The organism is Pedobacter zeae (assembly GCF_014196715.1).
Classification (GTDB): Bacteria; Bacteroidota; Bacteroidia; order Sphingobacteriales; family Sphingobacteriaceae; genus Pedobacter; species Pedobacter zeae.
Map to the genome: position 1 here is coordinate 911,411 of NZ_JACIEF010000003.1, position 22,743 is coordinate 934,153.

Below are 22,743 nucleotides of genomic sequence, written 5' to 3' on the forward strand. Positions count from 1 at the left end.
AAGGTGCTGAGGTTTAAAAAAGAGAAAATCACTTCTTGATTATGGCCTCCATGATAACAGCCAGTGAAATAATAGAAGAAAAAGCAGCCCTTAGCTGTTTTAATGCCTGAGAAATATGATTTTCTACCGTTTTAGGCGAAATAGAAAGCATTTCTGCAATCTCTTTGTATGAATAACCCTCCACTTTACTCATTTTGAATACCTTTTTACGCACCGGTGCCATTTGTTCTATAGCCTGTTCCAGTGCATGTATCATTTCAGGTTGTTCAGTTTCTGTTTTTAGAGCAAAATGGTCTTCTACAACACTCAGGTGTTTTTTACTTACTGCTTCTTTTCTAAGCTGGTCGATTAAAATAGTTCCGGCAATCCTGAAAATCTGAGTGGAAATGTTGTATTCTGCTGATAAAGTTTCGCGTTTTTCCCATAAACGGATAAAAGTAAGCTGCACCACCTCTTCTGCCATGTATGCTGAATTGGTTTTCTTCAGTACATAAGCATAAAGTTTTTGGTTGAACAAACTGTAAACGGTCTGAAAAGTTTGTAAGCAACCCGACGCTAAATCAGCAACATAGTTCATTAGTTTGCTATCCTAACAAATATTAAAAAGGAATGATTTAATAGTTATTTCGAGAGGTTGATGAACCCAAAGATATTTTTTCATGAAGTAAATATCAACTTATAGTAAAGTTTTTAAAAGATTTTATTGAAAATATGACCTCTAAGTCGTTAAACAAACGTTTGCCTGATTTTAAACGATAAAATCGGTTTTTGCCTATTTTGGCACCAAACTGAAAAACACACGTACATAACCGATTTGTAATAAACACGTTATCCAATTACCGGTTTTCTTTTAATTGACTGGAACAATTTTTACATTTACAGAGATATGGTGAGCAATAATTACAACGATTTATTACGGAAGATAGATGAGTTTATCCGAAAATTTTACCTCAATAAAATTTTACGGGGCAGTATTTATGCCTCAGCTATACTTTTAGCCTTATACCTGATCGTTTTTCTAAGCCTTTATTATCTCAACCCCACAGCTGGTTTCAAAACCTTTGTATTCTTTGCTTATTTGCTTATTGCGGTATTGTTAGTTGGTTTTTTAATTGTTAAACCCCTGCTTTCCATGCTAAAACTGGGCAAACACCTTACTTTCGACGAAGCATCGGTTATCATTGGAAACCACTTTTCCGATATTAAGGATAAATTACTCAATACACTACAACTTCACCGTTTATCAGAAAACCAGCCCAATAATAATCACCTCATTATTGCCAGTATTGATCAAAAAATATTGGAACTTAAACCCGTTCCTTTTTACACTGCGGTAAGCATTAACGACAACAGAAAGTATCTAAAATACCTTTTTGTTCCCCTTTCCATCATTTTATTAATTGCCATCATTGCTCCCGCCATTTTACGTGAGGGTACCAACAGCTTTTTTAAGTACGATGAATACATTGCACCGCAAGCACCATTCAGTTTTAAGCTTTTAAATAAAAGCTTAACGGTTACACAGGGTGATGATATTACCCTAAACCTGAAACTATCAGGCGATCAATTACCTGCTGAAATCTATGTAGAAGACGGAAAAAATACTTACAAACTTCAGAAAGAGAATATCAGCAGGTTTAATTACAGCATTAAAAATATCCAGAACGATAAAAAACTGATTTTTAAAGGCGGAGGCTTTAGTTCTCAGTCGTTTACCCTTACTGTTAAACCACGGCCAGAATTGCTTAATGCAAACGCAACTTTGATTTTTCCTGCCTATCTGGGCAAAAAACCGGAGCATATTGCCAACGTTGGCGACATGCTTCTGCCAGAAGGAACAAAAGTTAGCTGGAACCTTAAAACCGGAAAAAGCAATTCGATCCTGTTTACCCTAAATGGCACAGAAAACGTTTTAAAAGTCGAAAACAACGAATCGGTCTTCAATGCCACTATAAAAAATAATTCGAAGTATAGCATTACCCCTAAAAATGAGTACGTTACCCTCCGCGATTCTTTATCGCACCAGATCACCGTGGTTAAAGACCAGGCCCCTGGTATTACCGTAGAAGAAAAACCTGATTCAGTGAGTAACAAAGCCCTGTATTTTAGTGGTCAGGTTACCGATGATTACGGTTTTAGCCGTCTGAGCTTTAAATACAATATCAAAGAAAACAACCGGATTATCGGTTCTGTAACCAAAAATATTGCGATTAAAAGCAATATTACCGAAAACACTTTCTTTTATTTCTGGGATTTAAAAGCTGCTCCGGTAAAACCAGGACAGGAAATCGAATATTATTTCGAAGTAGCCGACAATGATGAGGTCAATGGTGCAAAAGTTACCCGGTCGGAAATTAAAACTTTTAAACAGCCTACCAAAAAAGAAACTGCAGAACAGGTAAATGCCAATAACCAGGCCTTAAAACAGAAAGTACAATCGGCTATCCGTTTGGCCAACACCATCGAAAAGGAAAGTAAAAAAGTTGCCGAAAGCCTCATTGATAAAAAACAGATTTCTTTCGAAGATAAAAAACAGATTGAAGCCCTGTTGGATAAACAAAAACAACTCGATGAAGCTGTAAAAGAAATTAAAGAACAAAACGACAAAAACATCCAGCAACTGGAAGATCAGAAACAAACCGAAGAACTTTTAGAAAAACAAAAACAGATTAAAGACCTCTTTGATCATGTACTGGATGAAAAAACCAAAGAACTTTTGCAAAAGCTGCAGAATCTGATTAATGAGAAAAATAAAGATCAGACACAGAATGAGCTTTCCAAAATGCAATTAGATAATAAAACCCTTAAGAATGAATTGGACAGGATTTTAGAACTCTACAAACAGTTAGAATTTGAACAAAATCTTCAAGCGGATATCGATCGGCTGAATGAACTTGCTAAAGAACAAAAAGAGCTTGCAGAACAAACAAAAGACAAAAAACTTGACAACGAATCTTTAAAGCAAAAACAGGATGCGCTTAATAAAGAGATGAAAGACCTGAAAGATGATCTTAAAAAGCTGGAAGAAAAAAATAAATCATTAGAAAGGCCCAATCCATTTGAAAACCCTGAAAAAGATATTCAGGACATACAAAAAGAACAACAGGACAGTAAAGATGCTTTAGATCAAAAAGATTCTAAAAATGCGAGCCAAAAACAGCAAAAGGCTGCAGATCAGATGGAAAAGTTGTCAAAAAAAATGAGCGATATGCAGCAGCAGGGTGAAGAAATGGAAAACAACCTGAATGCCAAAGAGTTAAGACGATTATTAGAAAACCTGCTGACCACATCCTTTGATCAGGAAAAAGTAATGCTGGCTTTAAAGAAAATGAGCACAGCCGACCCCTCTTACACCAGCAATGTTCAGAAACAGCGAGGCATTAAAGATAACCTTAAAACCATTGCCGATAGTTTGTATAGTTTAAGCAAACGGGTTCCGCAAATAGAATCGACGGTTAACGAGGAAATGAATAAAATTAATTTCAACCTCGACAAAAGTTTAGAAAGTTTGGGGGATAGAAGAACTGCCGAAGCCAACCGGTTTCAGCAGTTTACCATGACTTCCATCAATAACCTTACGCTCATGCTGAGTGAAGCCTTAAGCCAGCTCCAAAACATGCAGAAAAATGGCAAGGGCGGTTCAGGAAAGAAGCAAAAACAAGGGATGAAACAGCTTTCGCAGATGCAGGATCAACTGAATAAAAGTATGCAGAAAGCAAGGGAGCAAATGCAAAAATCGGGTGGCAATGAAGGTAAGGTAGGTAAAGGACAGATGAGTCAGGAGTTCGGTAAAATGGCACAGCAACAGCAGATGATCCGTCAGGCACTTGAAAAAATCAACCGTGAAGAAAATAAAGATGGAACCGGTAAAATGGGCAACCTGAACGAAGCAATCAAAGAAATGAAACAGACGGAGAGCGATCTGGTTAACAAGCGCTTACAACAGGAAACTTTAAACAGGCAGAAAGATCTCTTAACCAAATTATTAGAAGCAGAGAAAGCAGAACGCGACCAGGAAGAAGATTCAAAACGTGAAAGTAAGGCGGCTAAACAGTTTCCACCATCCTATCAAAAAATGGTCGATCAGTTTAAAAAACAACAGCAGAATGGAAATGATATGTTGCAAAAGTTGCCTCCGAGTTTAAATTATTACTATAAAAATAAAATTGCTGAATATTTAAAATCGTTGAATATCATGCAATAATGTGATAAGTTAAACACAATAACCATCAGGTTTTTCGTTATATTTGATATTATGACCAGTACAGCAATAAGACAACGATTAATTACCTATTTATCTGATGCGGAAGATAATAAGATAAGAGCCATCTACACTTTATTAGAAAAAGAGATCGAAGGTGAACAATCCTTTAGCCTAACTGAAGAGCATTTAGAAATTCTTGATAGAGAAAGGGAACTCCATTTAAATGGCCAAACAAAATCTTATAGCAAAGAAGACTCCTTCGATATCATTAAAGGAATAAAAAGTTTATAATGTATACCATTCAAATAAAGCCTGCCGCCCTTTTGATGGCGAAAGAAGCTTATGATTGGTATGAAGAACAAAAACCAGGTCTTGGCGATCTATTTTTAGCAGAACTCGGCCGATGTTACCTCAAATTAGAAAAGAATCCTCTTCACTATCAGAAATTAAAAAGAAATTAACGGCATTTAGTTTTAAATAAGTTTCCTTACGTTTTAATATTCGAACTCATCGGAGATAAAATTGTGGTTTTTGCAATTTTTCATACTGCAAGAAACCCTAAACTCAAATTCAAGAAATAATTCCCTTTTGAATCTTTTAAAGATGCGAAACAGGTTCCAGCGTAGCAACCACAGAATATTTCTTAAATTTGCACCATAACAAACAACAATATGCCTGCAATTTCATTTTTCTCTGAATCGGTTAGCTATAATCTTCCACAAAAACTAAAAATCAAAAAATGGATTAAAGCTACCATTGAAAAAGAAGGTTATCAATTGCAACAACTCAACTTCATTTTCTGTAGTGACGAATACCTGTTGGGCATCAATCAACAATACTTAAATCACGATACTTATACCGATATCATTACCTTCGATAACTCAGAAGAAGAAAAACAGATCGTAAGTGATATTTTCATCAGCATAGAACGCGTAAAAGAAAATGCCAAAACCTTTAAAACTTCAGAATTTGATGAGGTTTGTCGCATCATGATCCACGGAACCCTCCACCTCTTGGGCTATAAAGACAAGGGAAAGGCCGCCAAAACCCTCATGACCGAAAAAGAAGATGAGCATTTAGGATACAGAATTGAATTTGGATTGGTTTAACCTTCCCAACATTCGCTCATTAGGTTCTGAACCTTCCCTATCCTCTTCATTATCCTTTACAGAGCACGGTATAATACCCTCATAAAAACAATAAACGCCCCAACGCTTCCTGTTTGTTATTGGCATTCGTCTAAAAGTTACTGGCGTTCGTCGACAATTACCCTTGGCTGGTATAATACAGCCAATTTCCTTGCAACTTTTTGTGTTTAGATCAGTCTTATATTCAAAAAACAAAAAAACTGATGTTTTAGAAGCCGTCTTCTAACATCATTCAAGATAAAAGTTTAGTTTTAGTTAATGATTGAAGCAGCGGTGGAGCGAGTCCAACCGCTGTTTTGTTTTATAATATGAAATACAATTAAACGTTCTGAGCGATAAACATCAAGTTTTTGCCATTTTTAGCTGATACAGAAGTCCTTTCAACTTGAATATGCCGTTGCAATTAATTATACTTACCTTTGCACTAATTTTCCTTTATAAATCCGAAATACAAAAAAATTGAGCACATTAATTGCGGCGGAAGGCTTAGGGCATGGTTACCATGACGAATGGCTATTTAAGAATTTAACCCTGGGGATCAACTCTGGTCAGCGCGTAGCGCTGGTTGGTATAAATGGTGCTGGTAAAAGTACACTTTTGAAATTATTGGCAGAAAGGTTTCCTCCCCTTGAAGGTAAAATTGTAAAAAATAAATCTGTTAAAATTGGTTTTCTTGATCAGGAACCCCAGTTTACCGAAGGTTTTTCCATTAGCGACCATATTTTTTCTTTAGAGAATAAACAACAGCAACTGATTAAAGAATATGAGGAACTGATTGAAGATCCCAATCCCGATGAGAAAAAGCTTAACCGTTTGTATGAAGAACTAAGCGAGCATAATGCCTGGGAATACGAGCATCAAATCAAAACCATTCTTAACCGGATGGGGATTACCCATCTTCAGCAAAAAATTGCTACACTATCTGGCGGACAAAAGAAACGCCTGGCTTTAGCTAAACTACTGATTGAAGATCCTGAAATCCTTGTGCTTGATGAACCTACCAACCATTTGGATATTGATACTATAGAATGGCTTGAAAAACTATTAACCACCGGGCAAAAAACAATTCTGTTGGTTACACATGACAGGTATTTTCTGGATAATGTTTGCAATACAATTGTAGAATTGGATAGAGGAAAATTATTTAATTATAACGGAAATTATGCTTACTTCCTCGAAAAGAAAAGCGAAAGGGAAGCTTTAGACGCAACGGTTTTACATAAGAACCAACAGCTATTAAAGAAAGAATTAGAGTGGATGAGGCGCATGCCACAGGCCCGTGCAACAAAATCTCAGGCCAGGATAGATGCTTTTTATAATTTAGAGGAAAAAACCAAGAAAAAGACTGACAATCAGAACATTACGCTTAATATGAAGATGTCCCGTCAGGGAGGTAAGATTATTGAGCTCGAGCATATCAGTAAGTCCTTTGATGGCCGTTCTATCATTAACGATTTCAGCTATACCTTTAAAAAAGGCGATCGCATTGGCCTGGCTGGAAAAAACGGAACCGGAAAATCAACCTTATTAAATATTATAACCAGCCATCTACAGCCCGATGCGGGCAAAGTTGATACCGGCGAAACTACAGTTTTCGGTTATTATAAACAGGGAGGTTTAACATTCGATCCGAAAGAAAGAGTAATTGATATTGTAAAATCGGATGCTGAATATATTAAAATGGCTGATGGCTCCGTTATCACTGCTTCTGCCCTGCTAACCTTATTTCTTTTCCCGCCAAAGAAACAGCACGGCATGGTAGAGAAATTGAGCGGAGGAGAAAAGAAACGTTTGAACCTGATGAAAGTGTTGATGCAAAATCCAAACTTTCTGATTTTGGATGAGCCAACGAACGATCTCGATATCGACACCTTAAATGTACTGGAAGAATTCCTGGAAAATTTTCCGGGTATTTTAATGTTGGTTTCTCACGACAGGTACCTTCTGGACAAAATGAGCGATCAGCTTTTTATTATGGAAGGTGAAGGTGTAGTTAAAATTTATAATGGTAATTATTCAGAATACCGCTTAAGTTTAGAACAACCTAAAACGAAGGCCGAAGCTAAAAAACAACCCGTTCAGGTTGCAGAACAAACGCCCGTTAAAGCCACAAAAAAATTAAGCTATAAAGAACAAAAAGAATTAGAAGAAAGCGAAAGAGGTATTGAAGAAACGGAAAATAAAATAGCCGAATTAACCCAAACCTTAAATCGTATAGATGCTACCGATTATATTAAAATACAGGAAGTATCTTCTGAACTTGAAAAACTTCAGATTAAACTAGACGATTATACCATGCGTTGGCTCGAACTTTCAGAATAAACATGAAACAATTCTATGCTGTTTTCCGCGTTATGTTTCACGTGGAACATCAATAAAAATAAGAGCGATTTCATTCTGATGGGTAAAGGATCTAACGATTCTTATGAGTGCTGATAAAAATAAATAAACCAAATTGTTCCACGTGGAACAATTAATAAAATATAATAAAATGTTTGCAAAATATGATTTGATTGTTGTTGGTGCGGGTCATGCGGGCTGTGAAGCTGCTGCTGCTGCTGCCAACCTGGGATCATCTGTTTTACTGATAACCATGAATATGGGTACCATTGCTCAAATGAGTTGTAACCCTGCCATGGGCGGCGTAGCTAAAGGACAAATTGTTCGCGAGGTTGATGCAATGGGTGGATACTCTGGTATTATATCAGATAAATCGACCATTCAATTCAGGATGCTTAATAAATCCAAAGGCCCTGCTATGTGGAGTCCGAGGGCACAAATAGATAGGATGCGCTTTGCAGAAGAATGGAGATTAGCTTTAGAAAACACACCAAATGTTGACATTTGGCAAGATAGTGTAGTTGGGCTGATCGTTAAAGATCACACCGTTTACGGTGTAAAAACCTCTTTAGGCATAGAGATCGAAAGCACGGCGGTGGTACTAACCAATGGCACCTTCTTAAATGGAATCATCCATATCGGAGAAAAGAAATTTGGAGGTGGCAGAACTGCAGAACGTTCTTCAACCGGAATTACTGAGCAATTAGTAGCTTTAGGTATGGAAGCAGGCAGGATGAAAACTGGCACCCCACCCCGTGTGGATGGCAGAAGTTTAGATTATACTAAAATGGAAGAACAATGGGGAGATGAAAATCCGGGTAAATTCTCTTATACCGATACCACTGTATCTTCAGATCAACGTTGCTGCTGGATCACCTATACCAATAGCGAAGTACATGAAACCTTAAAAGAAGGATTCGAAAAATCTCCAATGTTTACAGGTCGTATTAAAGGTTTAGGTCCCCGGTATTGCCCTTCTATAGAAGATAAAATTAACCGTTTTGCCGAACGAGATCGTCATCAGATTTTTGTTGAACCAGAAGGATGGAACACTTGCGAGATTTATGTAAACGGATTTTCTACTTCGCTTCCTGAAGATATACAATTTAAAGCACTAAGATTAATACCCGGTTTTGAACAGGCAAAAATGTTCAGACCTGGTTATGCAATAGAATATGATTTCTTCCCACCTACCCAATTATCGCTAACCTTAGAAACTAAATTGATCAGCAATTTATTTCTAGCCGGCCAGATAAACGGAACTACCGGTTATGAGGAAGCGGCCTGTCAAGGTTTCATGGCTGGCATAAACGCACATCAAAAAATCAATGATAAACACGAGCTGATCATGAAAAGGTCAGAAAGTTACATTGGTGTTTTAATTGATGACCTGGTAACCAAAGGAACCGAAGAGCCGTATCGCATGTTTACCTCAAGGGCCGAGCACCGTTTACTTTTAAGGCAGGATAACGCTGATATCCGCCTGTCTCCTATTGGCCACGAACTCGGTTTAATTTCAGATGAGCGTTTAGAAAAAGTAAATAAGAAAATTGCAAATGCAGAAGCCCTGGTGAAATTCACGAAGAACCAGAGCATCGAAATGAGTGAGGTTAATCCCGTGCTAGAAAGTTTAGGGTCAAGCTCCCTAAATCAAAATGTAAAAATTCATAGTTTAGTAGGAAGACCGCATGTTGGCTTACAGGATCTGATCAAAGTTAGTAAACCTCTTGCTGATGCTACTAAAGATTTAGATAATGAAACCATAGAACAGGCCGAAATCAAAATTAAGTATGAAAGTTATTTTGAGAAGGAAAATGAAATTGTAGCGAAAATGCTAAAAATGGAAGATAAAGAAATCAAACCTGATTTCGACTACAATAAAATTGTTTCCATTTCAAAAGAGGCCAGGGAAAAATTATTTAAGATCAAACCACGCACTTTAGGCCAGGCATCTCGGATTTCAGGCGTTTCACCTTCTGATATATCAGTTTTAATGGTTTATATTAATAAATAACTGATAATCAGTATTTTAACAAAATAAATACAGGCTTTAAATAAAACGATATAAAGCATTAAAAAGATTTTTTAATATCACAGTTCCAAAAAGTATAAAAATTCGTCAGAACGCTTAAAATATGCCAAATTTAAAAGATCAATATTTTAACCTTAAAAATCTCTTCGCTTTGTTAGCCTTACTCCTATTTTTTGGCTGTGCGAGTATCCAAAGTCCTCAGGGCGGACCAAAAGATACTAAACCGCCAAAAGTTTTAAGTATGACACCGAAGAACCAGACCAGGAATTTTAATGCAAAAAAAATCATAATCGAGTTTGATGAATATTTTAACATCAAGGATGAATTTAAAGAATTTTCAATTTCACCTGATCAGGAAAAACTTCCGGTTTTAAAGAAGCGTCAAAAAAGACTGGAAATAGCACTTCAGGATTCTCTGGAAAAAAACACAACCTACACCTTAAATTTTGGTAAAGCAATTGCCGATGTAAACGAAGGTAATGTGGTTAAAAATTTATCTTACGTTTTTTCTACCGGTCCGGAGATTGATTCGTTATCCATTGGTGGTAAAGTAATCAACTCGCTAAGCGACGAACCTGAAAAAGATGCCACTGTGATGATCCTACCTTTGGAAAGAGATACTATTTTTGGAAAAAAACGTCCATCAATTTACACAACAACCGATAGCGCCGGAACCTATAAATTAAACAATTTAAGAAAAGGCACTTATAAAGTTTATGCCCTTAAGGAAAGCGGTGGTGGTGATAAAATTTACCAGCAAATTTCAGATGAAGTAGGTTTTATTAAAGAACCTTTAGTAATAGACAAAAACCTGGATAACATTAACCTTCAAATTTTTAAGGAATTAGCCCCAGAATTTCGCGTGGTAGATCGAAAACTGAATAACGATGGTAGTATATCAATTATCTTCAATCAGCAGCTTAAAAGCCCTAAAATTACGGTTATGGATCCACCTTCAGTTGATGTTGGAAAATATGTCCACTTTACCAAAAATAACGATACCGCCAAAATCTGGTTAAAGGATTTAAGTTTTGACTCTGTAAAAGTGGCCATTCAGGATCAGGGTAAAGTATTACAGACTTTAAATTTTACCCGCGGTAAAAAAGATACCTATACACGTGATGTAATTGTTAACGATAACCTTTCAGGGGGTAAATTAAATCCGTTCCAGCGGTTTACCCTGACCTTTCCGTTTCCGATGGTCAGTGCAGATCCATCAAAGATTACCCTACTGGAAGATTCTGTAAAACGCACCAATTTTGAGTTGGTAAAAGACAGCGTAGATCAACTGAAATATTACCTCTTATACCCATGGAAGAATAAGAAAACTTATGATCTGAAGCTTGGTGCAGGTGCATTTACGGCTATTTTTAATGCCAAAAATAAAGACGTATCCAAGAAGTTTACATTAGAAAGCCAGGATGCATATACCACGCTTGTACTAAATGTAACCGTTCCTGATACAAGTAAAAGTTACGTGGTACAGTTCCTGACAGAGAAAAAAGATATTATAAAATTCTACCCTGTCAATAAAAATTCAAAGATTACTTTTTCCAAATATCCAGCCGGGAAATACCTGCTGAGGGTAGTTTATGATGATAATAAAAACGGAATCTGGGATACCGGAAGCATTAAAGGCGGTTATCAACCAGAAAAAGTCTGGTACCTAAAAGCCCTGCTTGATTTAAAACCTAATTGGGAACGGGAAGACCCATTGGTAATACCACCTCCAACACCTTAGAAAAATCCGTCACCCTAAATTTATTTCAGGGTCTTAATAAAAAAGATGCTGAAATAAATTCAGCATGACGATACTAAGTGGTAAACCAGCCGGAATACATAATATAATTATCCGGTAATTTATCTAATAAAGCCCTTTGCTCTTCGGTAATAGGCTTTATTTTTTTTGCAGGTGTACCAGCATATAAATAACCGCTTTCGCATATGGTATTTTCCAGAACAACAGAACCGGCGGCAATAATACAATACTCTTCAATAATAGCATGGTCCATTACAATAGCACCCATGCCAATTAAAACATTATCCTTAACCGTGCAGCCATGTACTATGGCATTGTGTCCAACTGATACCCTGTTACCAATGTGCGTAGAAGCTTTTAAATAAGTAGCATGAATTACTGCTCCATCCTGGATGTTTGATTCATTTCCGATCGTAATGGCGTTTACATCTCCCCTGATCACAGCATTAAACCAAACTGAGCATTTATCTCCTATTATAACATCACCAACAATAGTGGCGTTTTCAGCAATGAAATTATCTTTTCCTATTTCAGGATACTTATTTTTTACAGGCAGTATTAAAGGCATTTTCTGATGTAATATGGTTAATGGATGATGTCATAAATCAATTTGTTATACTGACCTTTCTAAACGCATCATAAACGATGTTATAGTAGGTCTTTCGATAGGCCCAGGACGACAATTTTTTGTTTATAATACAAACTTTTTAAATTAATAATTTTACAGAATATTATAAAAACTGAACTAAATTCAGCATAACGATCCAAGTCTCCTTTAAGGGGATTAAAAAACAGTATCTACCAATTCTTTGGCATGTTCAGGATAATCTGTAGTGAAATGTAATCCCCTGCTTTCTTTTCTTTGCATTGCCGATTTAATCACCAGGTAGGCCGTTTGGATAACATTACGCAGTTCGCAAAGTTTAACTGAAACTTTATTCTTTTTATAAAACTCTTCAGTTTCCTGGTAAATTAAAAATAAACGGCGATGTGCCCGCTCTAAACGAAAATCAGAACGTACAATACCCACATAATCGCCCATCACTTTCTGCAGCTCCCTCAGGTTATGTGTTACCAACACATCTTCATTGCTTTGGGTAACACCCTTGGAATCCCACTCCGGGATATGATCCGGGATAATATTGTTTTTAAAATTTTCAACAGCATCCTGGTAAATACGGTGTGCAAAAACAGTAGCTTCAAGTAAAGAATTGGAAGCCAATCGGTTGGCACCATGAAGGCCTGTTGAAGAGCATTCCCCACAGGCATACAGGTTTTTAATTGAAGAACGACCATATTCATCAACAAGGATACCACCGCACATATAGTGTGATGCCGGCGTAACCGGTATATAATCTTTCGTCATATCAATCCCTATTGATAAACACTTCGCATAGATATTGGGAAAATGCTTTAATATATCCGCCTTGCTCCGCATCGTTATATCGAGGTATACAAAATCATCACCCGATTTTTTCATTTCGTTATCCACCGCACGGGCAACTATATCACGTGGAGCCAGCGATTTACGCTCATCGTACTCATGCATAAATTCCTCACCATTTTTACGTCTCAACACACCGCCAAATCCCCTTACTGCTTCTGAAATTAAGAATGATGGGTACTCGCCCGGATGATACAAAGCGGTTGGATGAAACTGAATAAATTCCATATTCCTCACTTTTCCTTTAGCACGATAAACCATAGCCATACCATCGCCTGTTGCAATAACCGGATTTGTAGTGGCAGAATACACATGGCCAGCACCACCCGACGCCATCACAGTCACATTTGCCACAATCTTTTCCACATCGTTAAGCTCTGTGTTAAAGGCATATATCCCATAACAGTTAATATCTTCCGTACGTTTATCCACAAATTCACCCAAGTGATGCTGTGTGATCAGCTCCAATGCAAAGTAATGTGTTAATATCTCTATGTTATTATTCTTGTGAATTTCATTTAACAATACCCGTTCAATCTCGTATCCGGTTACGTCTTTATAGTGCAAAACCCGGTGTTCAGAATGCCCACCCTCTTTAGCCAAATCGTAAAAACCGGAGTTGTCCTTATCGAAGTTTATACCATAATCGATGATCTCCTGAATACGCTGAGGACCCTCTTTTACAACGATTTCCACAATTTTTTCATCACATAATCCATCACCCGCAATCAAAGTATCCTCTATATGTTTCTCAAAAGAATCGCCCTTATCTACCACAACAGCGACACCACCCTGGGCGTATTTTGTATTCGATTCGTCTTCGTTCGATTTAGTAACAATTAAAACCTTACCAAACTTTGCAGCTTTAAGCGCAAAACTTAAACCCGCTATACCTGAACCAATTACCAGAAAATCTACTTTTCTCATCAATAAAACCTTTTAATTATCCACGATGTTAACAACTTATTGATAAATGTTAACTCTGTGTCTAAATTATCATAACAAATAAATTTGAATGTTTAAAGCTACTCTAAAAACACAATTTGCCACAATCTTTTGCGCAATTTTTAAGCAGCTTTATACAAGTAATTAACTTTTTTCCTACTTATAAACAATTAACATTCCAGTATTGATAAAAATTGAAGTGATTTTAGATAGTGCTGAAAATCAAAATTATAATATTAGAAAAATGTAATCTAAATGTTAGTAAACGATTAATAACTTATCTAAACGAAAGAATTTTATAAACTTGCCAACAATATTAACACACTAATAAACAAACAAGATTTATTTATTTAAAATAACTTATTAATTATTGAGACGTGGAAAGCTTTATCTTTGACAAACGTCAAAATTCAAAAAGAAGAAAATTTTAAAATGAACATAGATGTCTTAGAAGAAATCAATAAAAAAGGTTTCGCAGAAGAAGAAATTGATCCTACGCTCGATCTTTTTGCAGAGATTGGGAAATTGAAAAAGGAAAAGAATGCCATAATCCTTGCGCATTACTATCAAGATCCTGACATTCAGGATATTGCAGATTACATTGGCGATAGTTTAGGCTTATCGCAGGAAGCCGCAAAAACGGATGCTGATGTAATTGTGTTTGCCGGTGTACATTTTATGGCCGAAACGGCAAAAATTTTATCACCTAATAAAACGGTTTTATTACCCGATGTAAAGGCTGGATGCTCATTGGCAGATAGCTGCCCGCCACATTTGTTTAAAAAGTTTAAAGAGAGATATCCGGATCACCTGGTTATTACCTATGTAAACTGTACCGCCGAATTAAAGGCTTTAAGTGATATTGTTTGCACCAGTACCAATGCAGTGCAAATAGTAGAGAGTTTACCGAAAGATCAAAAAATCATTTTTGGCCCGGATCGTAACCTGGGTGCTTATGTAGCTAAAAAAACAGGCAGAGACCTCGTATTGTGGAACGGTGCCTGCATGGTACACGAAATTTTTTCGCAGGAGAAAATTACAAAACTGAAAGAACGCCACCCAGATGCCAAATTTATTGCACATCCGGAATGTGAAGAAGTGGTTTTGAAAATGGCCGATTACATTGGCTCTACCACCGGTTTATTAAAGTACACCATTACCAGTCCGGCAACCGAATTCATCGTAGCAACTGAAAGCGGAATTATCCACCAGATGGAAAAGGCAAATCCAACAAAAACTTTTATTCCCGCACCACCGAATAACAGCTGTGCCTGCAATGATTGCCCATATATGAAAAGAAATACTTTAGAAAAACTATATTTATGTATTAAAAACGGTTTGCCAGAAGTAACTGTTCCTGAGCACATTATCGAACAGGCACGTAAACCGATCCAGCGTATGTTGGATATTTCGGCAGAGCTGGGTTTGTAAATAATATAACAAACGTATCAGGTTTTAAAAACCTGATACGTTTATTTGAGCTATATGGAAAAAAACAACATTCTTAAAAATTATTCCGGCTTATTATGGCTTTTGGCAGGCATTACTGTTGGAAGCATAGTAGGTTTAATTTTTGGGAAAAGTGTTGAAAACATAAAACCTTTAGGTGATATATTTTTGAACTTGTTGTTTACTGCCGTTATTCCATTGGTATTTTTTGCTGTATCATCTGCCATTGCGAATATCGACCGGAGCAAAAAGCTCGGGAGATTATTAACCATAATGGTTTTGGTTTTCCTGGCCACGGTATTAATTTCTGCAGTTTTAACACTGGCAGCAACATGGGTTTTTCCAATTCATCAACAATTGGGAAATGCAACTTTGCCTGCCGAACAGGAAAAAATACAATCATTTGGCGAACAAATGACCCAGCTCTTAACGGTTGGCGAATTTTTTGAGATAGGCAGCAGGAAAAATATGCTGGCACTGATTATTTTTTCTGTTTTAGTAGGTTTTTCTACTTTATACGCTGAAAAAAAAGGTGAAAACTTTAAAACATTTCTCATTTCCGGTAATGAAGTGATGAAAAAACTCATCATTCTGATCATGAAACTGGGTCCTATAGGTTTAGGTGCCTATTTTGCTTATCAGGTTGGTGTTTTCGGTCCACAGCTTTTTGGTACCTATGCAAAAGCTTTAGGCCTGTATTATGGCATTGGGGCATTTTATTTTATTGTCTTTTTTACTTTATACGCCTTTATCGCAGGTGGATTTAAAGCGATAAAATTGTTTTGGAAGAATAATATAGTCCCTTCTCTAACCTCAATCGGAACCTGTAGCAGCATTGCCACAATTCCGGCAAATTTGGAAGGGACAACAAAAATGGGTGTACCGGCTTACATTACCAATGTGGCTATTCCCTTAGGATCAACATTGCATAAGGATGGCTCGAGCATTAGCTCCATTATAAAAATTGCGGTGGTTTTTGCCATTTTTGGTAAAGACCTGGCACATGTTGATACCATTATTTTAGCCCTGGGCATTACGGTTTTGGTGAGTATAGTAGAAGGCGGCATACCAAATGGAGGGTATATTGGAGAATTGTTGATGATTTCTGCTTATCAATTGCCACCGGAGGCTTTGCCACCTGCCATGATTATCGGAACTTTGGTTGATCCCATGGCTACTTTGTTAAATGCCACCGGCGATAATGTTGCAGCTATGTTGATTGCCAGGTTTACTGAAGGTAAAAATTGGATGGAAAATAAAGACTTGTCATCCTGACGAAGGAAGTATGTTTGCTATGAATTGCTGGCTTAAATCATTAATGATTCTTCGCTATGCTCAGAATGAGAGTAAATTTTTTAAATAAAAATAAGGGTTTAACCCTAACTAATGGATATGTTTGAGAACAAAGAGCGTACAGATATCAATAAATTAGGCGAGTTTGGATTGATTAAACACCTGACTGCCAATTTTAAAATTAAAAACGATTATTCGATAAAAGGTGTAGGCGATGATGCAGCCGTTTTGGATGCAAAAGGAAAACAGACCTTAATCTCTACTGATTTATTGTTGGAAGGAATCCACTTCGATCTGTCTTATGTACCTTTAATGCACTTGGGTTATAAGGCAGTACAGGTAAATCTGAGCGATATTTATGCCATGAATGGAAAGGCCAGTCAGATTACAGTTTCGTTGGGCTTATCCAGTAAATTTCCGTTGGAGGCCGTTGAAGAAATTTATAAGGGTATTGAGCTGGCCTGCAATAAGTATAACATCGATTTAATTGGTGGTGATACCTCGTCGAGTAAACAAGGTTTAGTGATCAGTATTACCAGTATTGGTTATGCCGATGCAGATAAAGTGGTATACAGAAACGGTGCGCAGGAACATGATTTACTTTGTGTTTCTGGCGATCTGGGTGGCGCTTATTTAGGCCTGCAGATTTTGGAAAGAGAAAAATTAATCTATCTGGAAAATCCTCAGATCCAACCCGATCTGGAAGGAAAGGACTATATCATTGAAAGACAGTTGAAACCGGAAGCAAGGATGGATATTGTTGCGCTCTTAGATGAAATGAATATTAAACCAACTGCTATGATCGATGTTTCGGATGGCTTGGCTTCGGAAATATTACATCTGGCAGAACAATCAGACAAAGGAATTACGATTTATGAAGAGAAAATTCCTTTAGATCCTATGACCTACGAAACAGCCCGTGAGTTAGGTTTAGATCCAACGGTTTGTGCGTTAAGTGGTGGCGAAGATTATGAGCTATTGTTTACCATTAAGCAGGATGATTATAAAAAGCTGAAACATGATGTAGACATTACGGTGATTGGCCATGTTACCGATAAAAATGCGGGATGTAAAATGATTTCTAAATCCAATAATGTACATGAGCTAAAAGCCCAGGGCTGGAATGCTTTTAGTAAATAGATTTTTGTAAAAAACGATACGTCGTCATCTCGACTGAAGCATAGCGAAAAGGAGAGATCTGCTAATATTAGATTTAGCTGTTCTCGACTCGTTGCACTTCGCTCGAAATGACGACATTTTGTAAATGCGATCGTTATACTGAATTTATTAGCAGCATATACTCAGAAAAACAAAAAATAATAAAAAAATCGTCCTAAGGATGTCAATAAAAATCACTAATTTGCCAGGTTTTTCACCTTATTTTTTAAAATAGTAAGAAAATCGAGGGGCTTCGCCCCCCTTTCCTGCAAAAATTTATTATTCGTTCATATCCAGATACTTGGTATCCAGTTGTTTAGTGGCTTTTGCCCCCAGTTTTTTAATCTTTTCTGAAGTATTGGTTAAATTTCCGGCACCTGCTGATAATTTATTAATCGCTTTATCATAAGCATCCTGCCCGTTTTTGATGTATTTACCAATGTTTTCCATATCGGCAACAAAGCCTACAAATTTATCGTACATACTACCGCTTAAACGGGCAATTTCCATGACGTTACGGTTCTGACGCTCCTGTTTCCACATGCTGGCTATGGTGCGTAAAGTTGCCAGCAAAGTAGAGGGGCTTACAATTACTACCCTTCTATCCCAGGCAAAATTGAAGAGTTCTGCATCTTTTTGTACCGCAATACTAAAAGAAGATTCAATGGGTACGAACAATAAAACAAAATCAGGCGAATTGATTTTATATAAATCCTGATAATTTTTTGATGACAGTTCCTGAATGTGATTCTTAATTGAGGCCAGGTGCTGTTTTACATAACCCTCGCGCTCTTCGTCGGTATCTGCCGATACAGAGCGCTCGTAAGCAACCAGGCTTACCTTAGCATCAATAACCAGGTGTTTATCATCAGGAAGATCGATCACCACATCGGGCTGATAACGGCTGCCTTCGGCAGAGGTATGTGAAGCCTGAATGCGATATTCCTGATCGCGTACCAAACCAGATCGCTCCAACACCTTTTCCAGAATGATCTCTCCCCAGTTGCCCTGTTTTTTACTGTCGCCTTTTAAAGCTTTAGTTAAGTTATTGGCATCTTCTTGGATGAGTTTGCTTTGAATCTGCAGTTCGGAAATCACGCCTTTCAGTATATTTCTTTCGTCTGATTCGGCCTTGTAAACCTTTTCTACCTTGTCTTCAAATGCCTTGATATTTTCTTTCAGGGGATTGAGGATGATATCGAGGTTGGTCCGGTTCTGCTCTATAAATTTAGTAGATTTCTCTTCCAGTATTTTATTGGCAATTAATTCAAAATCTTTATTCAATTTTTGTTGTGACTGCTCATAACTTAACTTTTGTTCGGCTAATTTTTCTTTTTCGGCCAGGTAGAACGATCTCGTGCTTTCAAGCTCACGGTTGGCATCTGCCAGGCGGTCGCGTTCGGCCTGCAGTTCTTCAATTAAGCGCTGTTGCTCTTGTTTAAGAAGTGCTGTAATATGCTCTTTTTCAGCCAATAAATTAGAAACGCGTTCGTCGGCTTTCGCTAAACTGATTTTTAGTGTTTCATTTTCGCTTTTCATCCGTTCAAAATCTTCTACTGAAACAATCGATAATGCGGCTTGGGGTTTCTTTAGCAATAAAACGATCAGCGCAATTAAAATAACAATTAGTAAAGCAATGCCAACAAATTCCATAATGATAAAAATTTTAGTAAAAATGAAAATTTAAAATAGATATACCAAAAAAAATTAGTCAGCAGAAGGTCGATAAAACCGTAAAAATTAATTATAATTGGACATTAGTATTTTATAAATGAGCGCATTAACGATCCTTATTTCTTGCCCCGATCAGGTAGGCCTGGTTACCCATATTACCCGTGTGCTGGCCGCACATCAACTTAATATTATTGCTATGCGTGAGTTTGTTGATGAAGCCAATAAAGCTTTTTTTACCAGGATTGCCTGTACCGGAAATTTAGAAGATGCGGAAAAATTAAAGGTTAAGCTTTTGGAAAACCTTCCTAACGCTGCCGAGGTAAATTTAATTTACGAACAGGAAAAACAGATTGCTGTTTTGGTAACCAAAGAATACCATTGTCTGGCTGAAATACTGATCAAAAATCACTTTAAAACTTTAGGTGCCAATGTTACATGTGTGATCGGTAATTATGAAAGTCTGAGGGATTTTACCGAAAAACTGGGTATTCCTTATTTTTATGTAGATCACAACAACAAAGATAAAAGTGTATTCGAAGCAGAAATAAAGGAAGTTATTAACCAATTTGAAATAGATTACCTGGTACTGGCCAAATTTATGCGGATACTTTCAGCTGATTTTGTACAAGATTATGCAGGTAAAATTGTCAATATCCATCATTCTTTTTTACCCGCTTTTATAGGCGCCAATCCTTACCGGCAGGCTTTTGAGCGTGGTGTAAAAATTATTGGTGCCACGGCCCATTTTGTTACGGATAGCCTGGATGAAGGTCCTATTATTACCCAGCATACCAATCATGTCGACCATAACTTTGGGGTGAAAGAAATGGTGCGTGCCGGTAAAGAAATAGAGAAAAAAGTACTTTTGGAAGCGTTAGAGCTTATTTTTGAAGACCGGGTTTTTGTAAGCGGGAATAAAACGATAGTGTTTAAGTAGAGCGGTTAGCGTTTTTGAGAGACTCTACTCACCTACTCATCATTGTGAGCGGAGTGAAACGTAGCCTATAAATCTACCGAAGTAGATCTCTGCATTCCACTGCGTTTCAGTCGGGAAGACGATGCTTTTCGTCCGTAATTTAAATATTAAAACTCCGCGTTCTCTGTGGGACAAGCAATTACAAGTGCTTCAGCAACAGCTCCGCCACATCTTCTCCTGTTTGCGAACCGATGGCAATACCCATGCCATTACACCTGGTTGCACAAAACACGTTTGGACGGATTTCCTTAATAAAGGGCTCTAGTATTTTACCAAAGGCCATAATACCGCTCCAACGGTAATCTATTTCAAAAGCAGTTTTTGGTAGGATTATGGTTTTTAGTAAATTTTCTAAGGCCAGCTGTACCGGTTGGGTTTGTCCGAAATTAGTCGTTTCTTCGGCGTTGAAATTAATATTTCTGCCACCACCCAATAAAACCCTGTTATTTATATTTCTGAAATAGTAATAGCCTTTATCGTAGTGAAAGGTTCCTTTTACCTTTAAATTTTTGATGGGTTTGGTAATTAAAACCTGGCCCCGGCCCGGCTTAATATCAACCTCATGATAAAGGTCTTTGATAAAAGCATTGGTTGTAACGATTAATCGTTTGCAGAAAAAAGTTCCGTTGCTGGTGACCAGGCGGGAACCTTTTGAGTCTTCTTCAATCCGATTTACAGTACACCCGTTAAAAATGCTAATGCCGAGCTGCTGCGCATAGTGGATTAAAGCAGACATCATTTTACCGCTATCAATCTGGGCCTCGTACTGGTTTTCTATTAAAGTACTTATCCCATCGAAACCAAAAGAATTGATTTTTTTATTTTTTAAACTAAAAGCATCAGACCCAATAATACCGTTAACAAGACGGTTAAAATGTTCAATTTTCGATACACCTGTTTCCGCTAAAAAATGATCTTCATTTTTAAATATTTCGTATCCGCCCAAACATTGGTAGTCTATGGTATTATCACCCAGTAAATTGCGTAGTTTGAGCAGGCCTTTCCAACGTTTTTCGATGAGTGCAGCAAGCCCGTTGATACCGATCATTTCTTCTTGCTCAATCAGTTCAGAAATGCTTCCAAAACAGGCAAAACCCGCGTTTTTTGTGCTTGCACCGGTAGGTAGAAATCCCCTTTCGAGTATTGCTATTTTTAGCGATAAGACTGATTTTTTGAGGTGTATGGCTGCGTTTAATCCAACAATGCCGCTGCCAATAATAATGGCATCATAATTACAAAAAAATGATTCTTTTTCCCAGTATGAAAGCTCGGTTGGCATGGTATAAATGTACTGTTTTTTAATACGAAAATAATATGGGAACGCTTTTTGATATATGCTGCGTGGAAAACATACATAAGAAAATGGGAGTTTATTTAATATTAATCGTCCCGGTATTATTGTTGAGCATGTTTGTACAATGGCGTTTTAGGAACAAGTTTTCTATGTATGCCGAAATGCAATTAAGCTCTGGTTTATCGGGAAAGGAGGTGGCAGAAAGAATGCTACATGATAATGGGATATACGACGTGAGGGTGATGAGTACCGAAGGGCAATTAACAGATCATTACAATCCATCAGATAAAACCGTTAATTTAAGTACAGATGTATACTATAGCCGGAGCGTAGCCGCGGCGGCTGTAGCGGCTCACGAATGCGGGCATGCAGTGCAACAGGCGAAATCATATAACTGGTTACAATTGAGAAGCAGCATGGTTCCGGTGGTGAGCATATCATCTAATCTATTACAGTGGGTTTTATTAATTGGCATATTGTTAATCGGTTTTACCGGAAACCCAATTGTTCTGGCCATTGGCGTAGTGGGTTTAGCATTGGTAACGGTATTCAGTATTATTACCCTTCCGGTCGAATTTGATGCCAGTAACCGGGCTTTAGCCTGGTTAAAAAATAATAGCGGCGTAATGCAGACACAGGAAGAAAATGCACAGGCAAAAGATGCACTTTGGTGGGCAGCCATGACTTATGTGGTGGCAGCTGTTGGTGCGCTTGCCAATTTGCTTTACTATGCATCTATGCTTTTTGGACGAAGCAGAGATTAAAAAAGCCTAACTATGAAAAACACCGGGCGGCCAGGATTAAATCCTGGCCGTTTTTGGTTATAATTAGTTTTTCAGGATAGTTTTTACCATACCTTCGTTTAAGCTGAATTTGTTTCAGCTTCATTACACTAATTTTTTGGAATCAGCTTGAGGTGGCACAGTAGGTTGTACTATTTGGGGTTGCAAGGAGCAGAATACTTCTTTTCACGCACTATGCCGTTAACCATTAATAGTAGCAGAATTATTGCATATTAAAGCTGATT

General features: G+C 37.4%; 17 protein-coding genes. 12 read left to right on the forward strand and 5 right to left on the reverse strand.

Annotated elements, in window-relative coordinates:
* Positions 1 to 28 precede the first annotated feature (28 nt).
* Positions 29 to 577, reverse strand: a complete 549-nt coding sequence (locus GGQ60_RS16970) for a sigma-70 family RNA polymerase sigma factor (protein WP_183766578.1) — start codon at positions 575 to 577, stop codon at positions 29 to 31.
* A 309-nt stretch (positions 578 to 886) separates the two neighbouring features.
* Here GGQ60_RS16970 and GGQ60_RS16975 point away from each other — a divergent pair, with 309 nt between their 5' ends.
* The 7 genes from GGQ60_RS16975 (at position 887) to GGQ60_RS17005 (ending at position 11,465) form a co-directional block, all read left to right on the forward strand.
* Positions 887 to 4,204, forward strand: a complete 3,318-nt coding sequence (locus tag GGQ60_RS16975; protein WP_183766580.1) for a DUF4175 family protein — start codon at positions 887 to 889, stop codon at positions 4,202 to 4,204.
* A 51-nt stretch (positions 4,205 to 4,255) separates the two neighbouring features.
* Complete coding sequence (locus GGQ60_RS16980) at positions 4,256 to 4,495, forward strand: hypothetical protein (RefSeq protein WP_183766582.1); 240 nt, start codon at positions 4,256 to 4,258, stop codon at positions 4,493 to 4,495.
* Positions 4,495 to 4,665 carry a hypothetical protein gene (locus GGQ60_RS16985; RefSeq protein WP_183766584.1) on the forward strand — a complete coding sequence of 57 codons (171 nt, stop codon included), beginning with the start codon at positions 4,495 to 4,497 and terminating at the stop codon, positions 4,663 to 4,665. Before GGQ60_RS16980 ends, GGQ60_RS16985 begins: the two co-directional genes overlap by 1 nt.
* Before the next feature lie 210 nt (positions 4,666 to 4,875).
* Positions 4,876 to 5,313, forward strand: coding sequence for an rRNA maturation RNase YbeY (ybeY, locus tag GGQ60_RS16990; RefSeq protein WP_183766585.1), 438 nt, complete (start codon positions 4,876 to 4,878; stop codon positions 5,311 to 5,313).
* A gap of 498 nt (positions 5,314 to 5,811) precedes the next feature.
* Entirely contained in the window at positions 5,812 to 7,674 is a 1,863-nt protein-coding gene (locus GGQ60_RS16995) for an ABC-F family ATP-binding cassette domain-containing protein (RefSeq protein WP_183766586.1), read from the forward strand.
* Between the two features lie 169 nt (positions 7,675 to 7,843).
* On the forward strand, positions 7,844 to 9,706 hold the full coding sequence (mnmG, locus tag GGQ60_RS17000; protein ID WP_183766587.1) for a tRNA uridine-5-carboxymethylaminomethyl(34) synthesis enzyme MnmG: 1,863 nt from the start codon (positions 7,844 to 7,846) through the stop codon (positions 9,704 to 9,706).
* Positions 9,707 to 9,827: 121 nt separating this feature from the next.
* Positions 9,828 to 11,465, forward strand: a complete 1,638-nt coding sequence (locus tag GGQ60_RS17005; protein ID WP_183766588.1) for an Ig-like domain-containing protein — start codon at positions 9,828 to 9,830, stop codon at positions 11,463 to 11,465.
* A gap of 73 nt (positions 11,466 to 11,538) precedes the next feature.
* Here the strand turns inward: GGQ60_RS17005 and GGQ60_RS17010 are convergent, their stop codons facing one another.
* Together GGQ60_RS17010 and nadB are read right to left on the reverse strand one after the other, a co-directional pair.
* Positions 11,539 to 12,051, reverse strand: a complete 513-nt coding sequence (locus GGQ60_RS17010; protein WP_183766589.1) for a gamma carbonic anhydrase family protein — start codon at positions 12,049 to 12,051, stop codon at positions 11,539 to 11,541.
* 216 nt (positions 12,052 to 12,267) lie between these two features.
* Positions 12,268 to 13,854 carry an L-aspartate oxidase gene (gene nadB / locus GGQ60_RS17015; protein WP_183766590.1) on the reverse strand — a complete coding sequence of 529 codons (1,587 nt, stop codon included), beginning with the start codon at positions 13,852 to 13,854 and terminating at the stop codon, positions 12,268 to 12,270.
* 450 nt (positions 13,855 to 14,304) lie between these two features.
* Between nadB and nadA the strand changes: the two genes are divergently transcribed.
* From nadA to thiL, 3 genes are all read left to right on the forward strand, one after another.
* Positions 14,305 to 15,303: a quinolinate synthase NadA gene (gene nadA / locus GGQ60_RS17020; protein ID WP_183766592.1), complete on the forward strand. Its 999-nt coding sequence runs from the start codon at positions 14,305 to 14,307 to the stop codon at positions 15,301 to 15,303.
* A gap of 54 nt (positions 15,304 to 15,357) precedes the next feature.
* Positions 15,358 to 16,596, forward strand: coding sequence for a dicarboxylate/amino acid:cation symporter (locus GGQ60_RS17025; protein ID WP_183766594.1), 1,239 nt, complete (start codon positions 15,358 to 15,360; stop codon positions 16,594 to 16,596).
* Positions 16,597 to 16,713: 117 nt separating this feature from the next.
* The gene (gene thiL, locus GGQ60_RS17030) at positions 16,714 to 17,754 is read left to right on the forward strand and encodes a thiamine-phosphate kinase (protein ID WP_183766596.1); all 1,041 of its coding nucleotides are present in this window, start codon (positions 16,714 to 16,716) and stop codon (positions 17,752 to 17,754) included.
* A 297-nt stretch (positions 17,755 to 18,051) separates the two neighbouring features.
* Here thiL and GGQ60_RS17035 read toward each other — a convergent pair whose 3' ends face one another.
* Positions 18,052 to 19,425, reverse strand: coding sequence for a DNA recombination protein RmuC (locus GGQ60_RS17035; RefSeq protein ID WP_183766598.1), 1,374 nt, complete (start codon positions 19,423 to 19,425; stop codon positions 18,052 to 18,054).
* A gap of 118 nt (positions 19,426 to 19,543) precedes the next feature.
* Here GGQ60_RS17035 and purU point away from each other — a divergent pair, with 118 nt between their 5' ends.
* Positions 19,544 to 20,383: a formyltetrahydrofolate deformylase gene (gene purU / locus GGQ60_RS17040; protein ID WP_183766600.1), complete on the forward strand. Its 840-nt coding sequence runs from the start codon at positions 19,544 to 19,546 to the stop codon at positions 20,381 to 20,383.
* A gap of 178 nt (positions 20,384 to 20,561) precedes the next feature.
* Here purU and GGQ60_RS17045 read toward each other — a convergent pair whose 3' ends face one another.
* On the reverse strand, positions 20,562 to 21,701 hold the full coding sequence (locus tag GGQ60_RS17045; protein ID WP_183766602.1) for an NAD(P)/FAD-dependent oxidoreductase: 1,140 nt from the start codon (positions 21,699 to 21,701) through the stop codon (positions 20,562 to 20,564).
* Between the two features lie 83 nt (positions 21,702 to 21,784).
* Here GGQ60_RS17045 and GGQ60_RS17050 point away from each other — a divergent pair, with 83 nt between their 5' ends.
* Positions 21,785 to 22,480 carry a zinc metallopeptidase gene (locus GGQ60_RS17050; RefSeq protein WP_183766604.1) on the forward strand — a complete coding sequence of 232 codons (696 nt, stop codon included), beginning with the start codon at positions 21,785 to 21,787 and terminating at the stop codon, positions 22,478 to 22,480.
* Positions 22,481 to 22,743: the final 263 nt, after the last annotated feature.